Origin of the sequence: Clostridium magnum DSM 2767 (genome assembly GCF_001623875.1) — a bacterium.
GTDB classification, from domain to species: Bacteria; Bacillota; Clostridia; order Clostridiales; family Clostridiaceae; genus Clostridium_AM; species Clostridium_AM magnum.
On sequence record NZ_LWAE01000002.1, the window covers coordinates 124659 to 136858 of the forward strand.

A 12200-nucleotide genomic window follows, 5' to 3' on the forward strand; every position below is an offset into this window, starting at 1 on the left:
TAGACAGGATGGGAATTTTGTCTGATAAGAAAGGAGACAATTATGAAAAAGCAGACAGCAGGAAGAGATGCTCTTGGAACATTTGCGCCTAAATTTGCAGAATTAAATGATGATGTTTTATTTGGTGAGGTGTGGTCGCGAGAGGATAAATTATCGCTTAGGGATCGCAGTGTAATTACGGTAACGGCATTAATGACAAAAGGAATTTTTGACAACTCTTTAAAATATCATATGGCAAATGCAAAGAATAACGGGGTGACTGCAGAAGAAATCGCTGAAATCATCACACATCTAGCCTTTTATGTGGGCTGGCCAAATGCATGGGCAGCATTTGCACTGGCAAAGGAAGTTTGGGAGCAATAGATTACACATATACTATATCAATGTTTAAGGATTTCTTTGCAGGTGCTAAAGGCCGTAATCCGGATGGTATAATTCCTATTTCTAATTTTGATTGGGACAAGATTAAAATTAATAATATGTATTCTCAAATAGTGAAGAAATAAGCACCTATATTGATTTATAGATGCTTATTTAATTATTCATTAGTCTATAATGTGCAACACTTTTGATTACTTTTAGGATTTCCTGAATAATTAAATAGTGGAGAACTTAATTCGAATTCAAAAGATTCTCTGTTAACTATCCCGACTACCTCACTACTATCATATAATTCAAGTAGAAAATCAGCCATTTGTTTACTAGTATGATAAGTAGCAAAAGATTTGTCATAATTATACCTTTCTACATTATTAGCTGTGTTTCCAAAGTTTGTTTTAGTAGCTGCTGGTGCCAGTACTTTTGCTTGTAGTTTTCCATTATATTCTTTTAGCTCTCTTGCCAATCCCTCAGTAAATGTACTTACGAAGAATTTACTTGCGCAATAGGTAACAGCATTTGGTACAATAATGTATCCGCCACTAGATGAAATATTTATAAGCTGTGCACCATTAACATCTTTATAATCACGTACAAATAGTGATGATAATACTACTAAAGCTTCTATATTTAATCGAAGCATAGTTTCAATCTTTTCTAAATTTTGATTAGCTACACTAGAATAATTACCAAAACCTGCATTGTTAACTAATGTTTCTATGCAATGTGGTTTTAATTCTTCATAAAGTTGATACACATTTGATATTACAGATAAATCAACGGATTTAACTATTACATCTAATGGTGGGTTCTCTTGTAAAATTTCTTCCTTTAATTTTTCTAAATTTTTTTTACTACGTGCAACGATAACTAAATTCTTGCCGCGTCTTGCAAATGCCTTTGCAGTTTCATATCCTATTCCAGAACTTGCTCCTGTAATAACTGTATATTTTTCTTTTCCATTCATTTGAATCACTCCTATTTTTATGATATATTGGAATTATATAATGTGGAGTTAACTCCAGGTCAAGTACTAGTTTTAATATTTAAAGGGAGAATTTAAAAATGAATTATTCAATAGGAGAATTTGCAAGGCTTACTAACCTAAGCATAGATACACTACGTTATTATGAAAAAGAGGGACTAATTGCTCCAGAGCGTAAAGAAAATGGCAGACGCTTTTATTGTGAAAAAGATGTAACATGGATAGCATTTATAAAAAGATTAAAAGAAACTAAAATGCCTATTAAGGAAATTCAAAAATATGCAAAACTACGGGCTATTGGTGACTCTACTATGACTGAAAGAATGGAGATGCTTATAAAACATAGAACTGATTTACAAAAAGAAATTATCAAAGCAAATGAAAATCTTCAGAAACTAAATGATAAAATTGATTTTTATAAATCAGAAATAGATAAAACAAATGAATTTAAATTTGCTTGTATATAGTAGGAAGTATTTCAGTAGTAATTTAATATGTTTAGCAAAAGGATAAGTCTTGATTTTTTATTAAAGGCTTACTTTTTTACTAAACATAGGAAAATTAGTTATTTTCTATTAACATTCAGAGCATAATAGCCCAGTTAATAAAAGCATTCTTCCACGGCCTATTGGTATAAGGAAGAATGCTTTCTGATTATCTACGGTGTTATCATAATTTATTATTTTTAGCATAAACCTTTAGGGCTTCTCCGATAAATTTAGCTGTACCATCTCCATATTTCTTATCCATTGCTTTTTTTAAAATAGACTCTGACAAATACTGCTCTGCTTGATAGCTCCAATATTTTTCTCCCACCTCTACTTTTAAAGCTTCATGCTGTTTTTGTGTCTCATCTACTATTTCAGAAACAATTTCTTGAATTTCCTTTGATAAGGGATCTTTACTTAAATCAGCTGTAAGCTTTTTATATAGTGTTTCTAATTTAGGCTCATAATCCTGTAAATGAGTTTCTAAAGATTTTCCAATAAATTTAGACGCACCACTTCCATATTTCTTATCAACTTCCTCTATCCAATCAGGAAATATTAAGTAAATTCGTATCATATAGTACCAATAATCGTCTCCCATATCAGTTTTAAAAACTTCGTAATCTTTTTTAGCTATATTAGTTATTTCACCAGCAATTTGTTGAATTTCCTTTGAAGAAGGATCTTTACTTAAGTCACCTACAAGCTTTTTATATAGCTCTTTTAATTTAGGATGATTATCGTAAAGAAAATCTTTTTTAAACTCATCAACTTGTTCTGCTTTAGTTATTGCCAGAGAATTATTCAAATTTTTCTTTACAGCTTCAGCATACTTTTTTATGCTTCCATATTCTTCTATAGCCATTTTAGCAAGCTTAGATTCATTAGATTTCCCTTTTTCAATCATTTCATCAAATTTATCCATGCTTCCCCAATTTTTAATTATTCTATCCTTATTTTCTTTCTTGAACTCCTGTAGTACATTATAATATTCACTCATATCAAATTCTTTAAAACTCATCCCATTCGCTCCTCTTAAGGTTTTATTTATAAGCTCTATCAAACCATTTAATCTATCTCTTTTTAAAATCATTAGTTTCTTATGGTTTTCTAGTGCTTGCATCCTATCGAAGTGAGGACTGGTTATGATTTCTTTAATTTCCTTTAGTGGTAAATCAAGTTCTTTAAAAAATAAAATCTGCTGTAAGGTTTCAAGAGCTTCCTCATCATAAAGCCTATAACCTGCTTCCGTTAACTCAGTTGGTTTTAATAATCCAATCTTATCGTAATGATGCAGCATACGGACACTTATTCCTGTTAAATCCGAAACTTGTTTTACTGTTCTCATAACTTCACCTCAAACTTTGATTTTAGAGCTTTAATACCACCTAATACTCTGCCGGCATGAGTTTTGTTAGCATTGTCAATCTCTGATTTTATATTACACTATGACATAATGTTAGAGTCAACACTTTTAAAAAAATTTAATTCTAATCAGTTAAAGAGTTTTTAGCTAATAGTTCTTATAGCAAAAGTTATATAGTTGGTGGAAGTGGAGTTGTAAGCGATAAAATAGCATCACAGCTAAAAAGTAATACAAGACTTGGAGGGGCTAGCAGGTATAATTAGGTTAGTAAATCAAGGTGAGTATTGGCAGCTTGCTGTAAAGACTTGGGGAGAAGAGGAAGAGAGTTTATTTTACAGAGGAATGAGCATAATTCTAGGACAAGATGCAGCTTGGAGCAGTTTAATATATATTGATTATGCACTAGATATGCCTGATTCTGTTCATACAACTGAATATGTTCGTACATTTGTCAGTGATGATAAATTGGTTGTGCATATTTTTAATCCAAAGTAATAATAGAGTATAAATAAATACTAGATTAGCGTGTCCATTAAACCTGGGGCTGTTGCAAAATGAAATTTTGTAGCAGCTCTTTTACTTGCTCGAAGAAAGCAAAACTACTTGGTACAATGTAGCTATTTGGGGAGCTGATTAGCGGTAGAAAAGAAAGATACATTTGTGCTATAATTCATGCATATAAAAATAGAAGCTTTAATGCTTAGAGAATGAGGAAAAGAACCATGAAAAAGAATGTTCTATTTATCAGCAGCTCAATAGGTCTTGGTCATGCAGCGAGAGATTTGGCAATTACAAGAGAAATTAAAAAACGAAACCCTGATATAGAAATTTCCTGGCTGGCTGGAGATCCTGCATGCAGGATTATAGAAGAAGCAGGCGAATACCTGCTGCCGGAGTGTGAGCTTCTGGGTAAAGATAGTTATTTAGCAGAAAAGGTGTCCAAAGGATATGGATTGAACGCAAATAAATATTTGTTTAGAGTGCTATTGGAGTGGATCTTTGGATAAAATTTGCTGAAAATAGAAAAATATTCTATACTTAAAGTATTAAAACAAAGTTAGGTATTCATGATACAGTATTGGAAAAGGAGAGGTTTAACTAATGGAACAAATATATATTGATCCAACTATTTATACTACAAAACCAGTAGATTCTCGCTTATCGAAAGAGATGGCAGTTTATGATTTGCTTGAGAAACTCGATATACCTTACAATCGTGTAGATCATGGTGTAACAGCAACCATTGAGGACTGTCACGATGTAGATAAGCTTTTGGGCATTACCATTTGCAAAAATCTATTTTTGTGTAACAGTCAGAAAACTGACTTTTACTTGCTTATGATGCCTGGGGATAAAAAGTTCAAGACAAAAGAGTTATCTGCGCAGATTCAATCTTCTCGTCTATCTTTTGCACCAGCAGAGTATATGGAAAAATACCTTGATATCACACCAGGTTCTGTAAGCATTATAGGACTAATGAACGATACAGATCGAAAGGTGAAGCTTTTAATTGATGAGGATGTTATAAAGGAAGATTACTTGGGATGCCATCCTTGTATTAATACGTCCAGTCTTAAGGTTAAAACGAAAGACATCATAGAGAAGTTCCTTAAACATACAGGACATGTCCCAAGATATGTGCAATTAATAGGAGAATAGGGAGACTTACATAATTATTTTTGACGATGTTTTTTGTAGCTTAAAAAGGCTAGATCAATCTATATTTTCTAATGGTGGCAATCAATAATTTGAGAGCCAGCGGTGCCGATTTTGTAGCTTTATCAGGTAATACACCACACATTGTTTTTGATGAGCTGTAGAAAGTATATTTTAAAATTGCTAGCTAAAATAAGCTTTAAATACTCGTTTCAAGTATCTAAAGCTTATTTTTTATCCCATGACTATACGCTCTAATACTCCCAAACGCACTCTGTGAAAGCGATTCACACAAAATCCAACAAGCTTACTTATCTTGCTTTAAGCTTCTTAAAATTGTCATCTTTTTCAAATATATCTTTATAAACATTGTATATTTTCTCGCATTCTTCAAATAAGCCTATTTCCTTGTCATCCTGGACAACTTTAAATAGAGGCTTACCAAAATTTATTTTGCTGTAATCAAACATATTGTAGTTAAACTCTGAAATGAATTCATCCTTAGTAATAACCTTACCGTTTATTGTTAAAATATAGTGCTTACGTCCATTTGCAATATCCTTAAATAACTCAATATTATTTTCTTCCAAAAGCGCTTTAGCCATGTCTTTTGTTTCACCTGACAATGACGAATCCCCATCTAACCATTCACTTAGATGAAAAGCACATAATATGAAATTCATATAATTATTACCACTTTCTTTACTTTTCAATGCTTTATAGTCATGCTTTAGTTTAAAGTATAAATCTCTTGATTTTTCAAAGCCTAAAGAAACTATTATATTATTCATTAATACATCACCCCTTGTCTACTTATTCTACAAGTACACCTATTTTTCCTCCTAGTCTTGTTAAGAAATTAACCATAATATCCAATAATGACCACGAATTTTCGTATAGTGTGAACATTGGAAAATAAATATGATTGTGATATTATTAACATAATTTATAAACTGAACTATAACAAAAACGAATTATAAAATGTGTTGTAGAACAGGTCTTTTGATAGATATGTTTTCTATCAAATGTTACGAACAAATATTATATGAGGGGGAGGTCTTATATATGAAAACTGAAGAGGGGATTGTAATTGAAACTGATGGAAATATCTCCAAGGTCAGAATGGGGAAGCACAGTAATTGCAAAGATTGCGGTGCATGTCCGGGAAGTGATGCTGCAATAATTACAGCTGATAATCAAATAGGTGCAAAACTGGGACAGCGAGTGTCAGTTGAGCTCCAGGAGTCCAATGTACTAATAGGTGCATTTGTGGTTTTTATACTTCCTTTGATTTTTGTCTTTATTGGCGCAATTACAGGTAAAGAGCTAGGTGAAATGCTAGGAGTAAATGAATTAATCAGTGAATTTATTGGAGGAGCTGCATTTTCTATAGCAGTCATTGTTGTGATAAAGCTCTTTGATCAATTTGTTGCAAAAAAAGATAAGGATATACCAGTTATCCTAAAAATAGCAAAGTAATTGAAATATTTTAAATAATGATTATGGGGGTGTTAACGGATGTTTAAAAGTTTTAGAGGTGGCGTTCATCCAAATGACTATAAAAGTTATACGGCAAACGTCCACATTGAGAAAGTTCCTGTGTCCAAGAAAGTCATTATTCCTGTTAGCCAGCATATTGGAGCACCTGGTGTTCCAATTGTTAACATAGGTGACAGGGTTAAGAAAGGTCAGCTGATTGCTAAAGCAGAGGCTCCAATTACCAGCTATGTTCATGCATCTACTTCAGGCAAGGTAACTGATATTGCTGTATATTCCAGTTCATATCGTGATAAGAGTCTTGCGATCGTTATCGAAAGCGATGGACTTGACCAGTGGATGCCGGGACTTCCTCTAAATCGTGATTGGGAAAAGATGAAAGTAGAAGAAATTCAGGGCATCATCAAGGAAGCTGGAATTGTTGGAATGGGTGGAGCCAATTTCCCTACTCATTTTAAACTGTCTTACGGCCCAGAGAAAAAAATTGATACCGTAATTTTAAATGGTTCTGAATGTGAACCTTACTTAACTTCAGATTACAGACTAATGATTGAAGAAACTGAAAAGGTTGTAACAGGTTTTAGAATAGCATTAAAGTGTCTGAATGTTAAAAGGGGAATTGTGGGAGTAGAAGACAATAAGCCAGAGGCTATAAAGGTGCTTACGGAGGCTTTTAAAGGAACTGGAGTGGAGGTTGTAGCATTACCTACCAAATATCCACAGGGAGCAGAAAGAATGCTGATTAAAGTACTGACAGGAAGAGAAATCCCTGCAGGAAAGAGACATTCTGACATTGGTGTGGTTGGGTTGAATGTTAGTACAATAGTTGCTGTTGCAAATGCTGTTGTAAATGGCATTCCGGCTATTGAAAGAGTTACTACAGTAACCGGTGACGCAATTAAAGAACCAAAGAATTTATTAGTTAAAATCGGCACAAGCTTTAAAGATGTTATTGATTATTGCGGGGGATATAGTAAAACACCTAAAAAGATTATAAATGGTGGTCCAATGATGGGGTATGCACAGGATAGCCTGGAGATACCAGTGGTTAAAGGTGTTGCAGGAATTTTAGTACTTAGCAAAGATGCAGTGAGCCATGATGAAAAATCAGCGTGTATTCGCTGTGGAAGATGTGTAAAAGCTTGCCCAATAGGTCTTGTGCCTAGCATGCTGAGTATATTGTCAGAACGTGATAGACATGAAGAAGCAAGAGAAAGTTACGGATTAATGAATTGTATTGAATGCGGCAGTTGTGCTTATGTCTGTCCTTCAAAACGGAATATTGTTCAGAATATTCGATATTCGAAATCAAAAAATGCAGCTCATGCACATAAATAAGGGAAGAAGGGAGAGGGAAAAATGAATACACAAACTAATGTTTTAGATAACATCTACTCTGTGTCAGTATCGCCACACATTAAAAGCGAGGATTCCATATCTAAAATTATGTGGAATGTGAATTTAGCTTTAGCACCGGCAGCAATTTTTGGAAGCTTGTATTTTGGAATGACTGCATTTATGAACATAGTGGTATCCATTATAGCTGCTGTTGGTTCAGAGTATATAGTACAAAAAATACAAAAAGTTAAAATAACCGCTTTTGATGGAAGTGCATTTCTGACTGGGCTCTTACTGGCAATGTGCATTCCACCAGGTCTGCCTTATTATATGACGGCAATTGGTTCTATTATTGCAATAGTGGTAGCCAAGCACTCCATGGGTGGTCTGGGATATAATATTTTTAACCCTGCGCACATTGGAAGAGCAGCTTTAATGGTTTCATGGCCACTTGCAATGACAACCTGGTCAAAACTTACTACCAGTGTAGATGTTGTAACTAGTGCCACTCCATTGGGTATTTTGAAACTGCAGGGTTACTCTAAGTTGATTGAGACTTTTGGAAGCAAAACCGAATTATATAAAGCTATGTTACTGGGAACACGAAATGGAAGCATAGGTGAAACTTGTACAATTCTCTTGGTTCTTGGCGGAATTTATCTTTTATATAAAAAGATCATCAGTTGGGAGATTCCGGTTATTATGATTGCTACAGTAGGATTATTGACTTGGATTTTTGGCAAGAATGGTTTATTTACAGGAGATCCAGTTTTTCACATGATGGCAGGGGGACTTGTAATTGGTGCATTTTTTATGGCGACAGACATGGTAACTATCCCAATCACGGCTAAGGGTAAGATAATTTTTGCTATTGGAGCCGGTATTTTAACTACTTTAATAAGGCTAGTTGGAGGGTACCCTGAAGGTGTATGCTATTCTATTTTGCTTATGAACACAGTAACACCTTTAATAGACAGAATCACGAAACCAAAAATATATGGAATGGGGGAATAGCGAAATGGCTGAGATTAATATTGAAAAGATGCAAGAAATTAATACGGATAAAATACTAGAAGTTCATGCTGAAAAAGAATACTCTATTTTACAGATTGCTTTGAATTTAGCGGCAACATGTTTGGTTTCTGGACTCATCTTGTCTGTTACCTATTTTATTACCCACCCAATCGCATTGAAGCAATCTGAAAAGCTTAAAGTAATGGCAATGAAGGAACTTGTCAGTACTGCAGATACCTTTAAACCTATTGAGGGAAAAACAGAATGGTATGCTGCTGAAAAGAATGGTCAGACTATTGCCTATGTGGTGCCGTCTGAATCAAAAGGATATGGAGGGCCTATAAAAATGCTTGTAGCTGTAACTTCAAAAGGACAAGTCATTGACTTTAGAATAACCTCACATAATGAAACTCCTGGCCTTGGTGACAAAGCCAAAGACATTAAATTTAGAAGTGGCTTACAAGATAAAACTTCGGATGCGTTAACTGTGGTGAAGGACCCTACAAATACTAAAAACGTTCAGGCAATGACAGGAGCTACGATAACTTCTAAAGCAGTTACCAAAGGCGTTAAAGAAGCTGTAGATGAAGTTGTAAGCTTTACGGGAGGTAAATAGTATGAAGGAATTGTGGAGTATTTTTAGTAAAGGCGTATTCAAAGAAAATCCCATATTTGTGCTGGCACTGAGTCTTTGCCCAGCACTAGCAGTTACATCTTCAGTAGCTAATGCGCTTACAATGGGTTTATCAGTTTTGTTTGTAATTTCAACTAACAATATAGTAGTTTCTATAACAAGGAAAATTGTTAACCCGAAAGTTCGTGTTCCAGTGTACATCACTTTTATCGCTACCATAGTGACCTTTGTGCAGCTGATTTTAGAGGCATATTTTCCGATTTTGTATCAATCACTTGGAATTTATTTAGCCCTAATTGTTGTATTCGCCATTATATTGGCAAGAGCTGAGGTCTTTGCATCAAAGAATAAAGTCATTCCTTCATTTTTAGACGGACTGGGGATGGGATGTGGTTTTACAGTTTCAATGGTTTCAATCGGTGCCATCAGGGAGCTGCTTGGCAGTGGCAAGCTCTTAGGTTTTCAAGTCTTTGGCTCATGGTACAATGCTCCGCTAATCATGATTTTACCTGCTGGTGCTTTTATTTTAATTGGTTACATGATTGGCATAACTAAGTTATTCGCTCAGAGAAAAGCGAAAAGACTCCAGGGGGGTGAAGTATAATGGCAGAATATGTGACTTTGTTTCTAAGTGCTGCTGTTGTTAACAACTTTGTTTTATCCAGATTTTTAGGCTTGTGTATATTCTTCGGGGTTTCAAAAAAGCTTGATGCTTCGATAGGCATGGGAATGGCTGTTACATCAGTCATTACACTAAGTTCAATGCTTGCGTGGGTTGTTTATAATTTTGTTTTAGTTCCATTAAATTTGGTATTCCTAAAAACAATTGTCTTTGTTCTACTTGTGGCAAGCTTTGTTCAGCTTTTAGAGATGATAATTAAAAAATTTGCTCCAGTATTATATGGAATGTGGGGTATTTATCTTCTTTTAATCGCAACAAATTGTGTAGTTCTTGGTGTTCCTCTCATCAATGCTGAATCTGGGTTTACATTTGGACAAAGTATAGTAAATGCTCTAGGTTCAGGTGCTGGCTTTGCTCTTGCAATCATATTAATGGCAAGTATTCGTGAGAAGCTGGAATGTGCAAATGTACCAGCACCTCTCCAAGGATTGGGGATAGCATTTATACTGGGTGGTATGTTGGCTTTAGCATTCTTGGGCTTCTCCGGAATGATTAGTATGTAGGGGGTGCAATATGGAAAGTTCAATAATGATTTTAGTTATACTAGCATTAGTGGGATTGGGATTCGGTTTTATACTTGCCGTTGCTAGTAAAAAGTTGGCAGTAAAAACAAATCCTCTTATTCATATAGTAGAAGAAATACTTCCAAAGGGCCAGTGCGGTGCCTGCGGTTATGCGGGATGTGCGGCATATGCAGAAGCAGTTGTATTAAATCCAGAGGTTTCACCAAGTTTATGCGTTCCGGGAAAAGAGCCCGTTGCAAAATCTGTAGCGGAGCTTACTGGAAAAGAACCGGCTAAAATTGAACCAAGGATAGCTCATGTAAGATGTGCTGGTGAAAAAGGTAAAGCGACTTTAAGTTTCATATATACTGGTATGCAGGAATGTACAGCTGCAAATTTAGTTAAAGGAGGGCCAAAGGGGTGTAAATATGGATGTATGGGCTTTGGTACCTGTGTAAAAGCTTGTCCGTTTGGTGCTTTGTCAATAGGTGAGAATGGTCTGCCAGTTGTAAATTCAAAAATTTGTACAGGTTGCGGTGCGTGTGAAACAGCATGCCCAAAACATGTAATCCAAATGCTGCCTTTAGATGCCCATATCAAAGTTAATTGCAATTCTAAGGATAAGGGGGCAGTTGTGCGTAAGCTATGTACTACTGCTTGTATAGGCTGTGGACTTTGCGCTAAAAATTGTAGTTATGGAGCCATAACTATAGAAGGAAATTTAGCTATTGTAGATAATAAAATATGTGAGGAAAAGTGTTCTGAGTCAACCTGTTTAGCAAAATGCCCAACAGGAGCCATTGAAGCAAGATCCTAATTCATATGGGGATTCTTTTACCCCATATGAATTTTAGAACTGCGAATCCATGGCTTATTTGTCAGTGAGAGTCAATTTCATCTCCTGCTTTTTAATAAGTAAACGTAAAAAATATTTTAGCTAATCAATTCTCATAATGCACAAAAATTTATAGAGATTTTCATATAGTGTGAACGTTGTCATATGAACTAAATAAAAATATACTTATATCATAGGTTTATCTACAGTGGTAATTTTATCTGAATAACATGGATTAGTATATTATAATATAAAGGGGATGTGTGTTATGAAAATAGATTTTAGTAGAGAACAATATAGGGCACTAATAAAGTTAATTTACGCTGGTAATATTCTAATGAATAGTTTTAGGGAAAAAGAAGAAATAAATAAAGAATACGAGGAACTTGAATATTATGTATATTCCTTTGCAAAACAGTTTAATTGTGAGACTTTTATAGAATATGATAATGAATTTAAGGAACATTTTCCTACTCCACAATTTGATGGGTATATGAGGAAAAAGATTTCTGATTATGAGAATTATGTGTTTTGGACAAAACTTCTTACAGAAATAACAGATATGGGTATTACAAAGGAATTTAACAAAGATATAGATAACTTTAATAAAGCTTTAAAGGTTATGTGCAAGCTAGAAAAAGAAAATAGTAAAATACTGTTTTAATTAAATCCTTCTGAAGTTAATTTAGTAATTATTGAATCAGCAATTCTAATTGGGTCCTCATTTGTCTTAGGCACTCCACCATTATCAATACACAATGCTACAATTTTTGTATAGTTATGAGAGCTAATTATTTTTTGTATACCATATACTTTTTAATAAT

General features: G+C 34.3%; 17 protein-coding genes. 14 read left to right on the top strand and 3 right to left on the bottom strand.

Annotated elements, in window-relative coordinates:
• Positions 1 to 42 precede the first annotated feature (42 nt).
• Together CLMAG_RS08200 and CLMAG_RS34220 are read left to right on the top strand one after the other, a co-directional pair.
• A complete protein-coding gene (locus CLMAG_RS08200) occupies positions 43 to 363 on the top strand; it encodes a carboxymuconolactone decarboxylase family protein (protein ID WP_066620831.1) in 321 nt (106 codons plus the stop codon).
• A gap of 20 nt (positions 364 to 383) precedes the next feature.
• The gene (locus CLMAG_RS34220; protein WP_278330022.1) at positions 384 to 506 is read left to right on the top strand and encodes a hypothetical protein; all 123 of its coding nucleotides are present in this window, start codon (positions 384 to 386) and stop codon (positions 504 to 506) included.
• A gap of 44 nt (positions 507 to 550) precedes the next feature.
• On the opposite strand, the gene CLMAG_RS08205 is transcribed toward CLMAG_RS34220, so the two are convergent.
• On the bottom strand, positions 551 to 1345 hold the full coding sequence (locus CLMAG_RS08205; protein WP_066620833.1) for an SDR family NAD(P)-dependent oxidoreductase: 795 nt from the start codon (positions 1343 to 1345) through the stop codon (positions 551 to 553).
• A 98-nt stretch (positions 1346 to 1443) separates the two neighbouring features.
• On the opposite strand from CLMAG_RS08205, the gene CLMAG_RS08210 reads away from it, so the two are divergent.
• Complete coding sequence (locus CLMAG_RS08210) at positions 1444 to 1830, top strand: MerR family transcriptional regulator (RefSeq protein WP_066620837.1); 387 nt, start codon at positions 1444 to 1446, stop codon at positions 1828 to 1830.
• A gap of 202 nt (positions 1831 to 2032) precedes the next feature.
• On the opposite strand, the gene CLMAG_RS08215 is transcribed toward CLMAG_RS08210, so the two are convergent.
• Complete coding sequence (locus tag CLMAG_RS08215) at positions 2033 to 3199, bottom strand: MerR family transcriptional regulator (protein WP_066620839.1); 1167 nt, start codon at positions 3197 to 3199, stop codon at positions 2033 to 2035.
• A gap of 255 nt (positions 3200 to 3454) precedes the next feature.
• On the opposite strand from CLMAG_RS08215, the gene CLMAG_RS08220 reads away from it, so the two are divergent.
• From CLMAG_RS08220 to CLMAG_RS08230, 3 genes are all read left to right on the top strand, one after another.
• Complete coding sequence (locus tag CLMAG_RS08220; protein ID WP_066620842.1) at positions 3455 to 3712, top strand: hypothetical protein; 258 nt, start codon at positions 3455 to 3457, stop codon at positions 3710 to 3712.
• Between the two features lie 212 nt (positions 3713 to 3924).
• Positions 3925 to 4224, top strand: coding sequence for a hypothetical protein (locus CLMAG_RS08225; RefSeq protein WP_139264091.1), 300 nt, complete (start codon positions 3925 to 3927; stop codon positions 4222 to 4224).
• A gap of 94 nt (positions 4225 to 4318) precedes the next feature.
• On the top strand, positions 4319 to 4876 hold the full coding sequence (locus tag CLMAG_RS08230) for a prolyl-tRNA synthetase associated domain-containing protein (protein WP_066620848.1): 558 nt from the start codon (positions 4319 to 4321) through the stop codon (positions 4874 to 4876).
• A gap of 308 nt (positions 4877 to 5184) precedes the next feature.
• Here CLMAG_RS08230 and CLMAG_RS08235 read toward each other — a convergent pair whose 3' ends face one another.
• Positions 5185 to 5664, bottom strand: a complete 480-nt coding sequence (locus tag CLMAG_RS08235; protein ID WP_066620851.1) for a hypothetical protein — start codon at positions 5662 to 5664, stop codon at positions 5185 to 5187.
• Positions 5665 to 5938: 274 nt separating this feature from the next.
• Here CLMAG_RS08235 and CLMAG_RS08240 point away from each other — a divergent pair, with 274 nt between their 5' ends.
• The 8 genes from CLMAG_RS08240 (at position 5939) to CLMAG_RS08275 (ending at position 12040) form a co-directional block, all read left to right on the top strand.
• On the top strand, positions 5939 to 6352 hold the full coding sequence (locus CLMAG_RS08240; protein WP_066620862.1) for a SoxR reducing system RseC family protein: 414 nt from the start codon (positions 5939 to 5941) through the stop codon (positions 6350 to 6352).
• A gap of 39 nt (positions 6353 to 6391) precedes the next feature.
• A complete protein-coding gene (gene rsxC, locus CLMAG_RS08245) occupies positions 6392 to 7708 on the top strand; it encodes an electron transport complex subunit RsxC (RefSeq protein ID WP_066620864.1) in 1317 nt (438 codons plus the stop codon).
• Between the two features lie 21 nt (positions 7709 to 7729).
• The gene (locus tag CLMAG_RS08250) at positions 7730 to 8722 is read left to right on the top strand and encodes an RnfABCDGE type electron transport complex subunit D (protein ID WP_066620866.1); all 993 of its coding nucleotides are present in this window, start codon (positions 7730 to 7732) and stop codon (positions 8720 to 8722) included.
• A gap of 52 nt (positions 8723 to 8774) precedes the next feature.
• On the top strand, positions 8775 to 9338 hold the full coding sequence (locus CLMAG_RS08255) for an RnfABCDGE type electron transport complex subunit G (RefSeq protein WP_139264103.1): 564 nt from the start codon (positions 8775 to 8777) through the stop codon (positions 9336 to 9338).
• Position 9339: 1 nt separating this feature from the next.
• Entirely contained in the window at positions 9340 to 9960 is a 621-nt protein-coding gene (gene rsxE, locus CLMAG_RS08260) for an electron transport complex subunit RsxE (protein ID WP_066620868.1), read from the top strand.
• On the top strand, positions 9960 to 10541 hold the full coding sequence (locus tag CLMAG_RS08265; protein WP_066620870.1) for an electron transport complex protein RnfA: 582 nt from the start codon (positions 9960 to 9962) through the stop codon (positions 10539 to 10541). Before rsxE ends, CLMAG_RS08265 begins: the two co-directional genes overlap by 1 nt.
• Before the next feature lie 10 nt (positions 10542 to 10551).
• A complete protein-coding gene (gene rnfB / locus CLMAG_RS08270; RefSeq protein ID WP_066620872.1) occupies positions 10552 to 11358 on the top strand; it encodes an RnfABCDGE type electron transport complex subunit B in 807 nt (268 codons plus the stop codon).
• A 286-nt stretch (positions 11359 to 11644) separates the two neighbouring features.
• Positions 11645 to 12040, top strand: a complete 396-nt coding sequence (locus CLMAG_RS08275; RefSeq protein WP_066620875.1) for a hypothetical protein — start codon at positions 11645 to 11647, stop codon at positions 12038 to 12040.
• Positions 12041 to 12200: the final 160 nt, after the last annotated feature.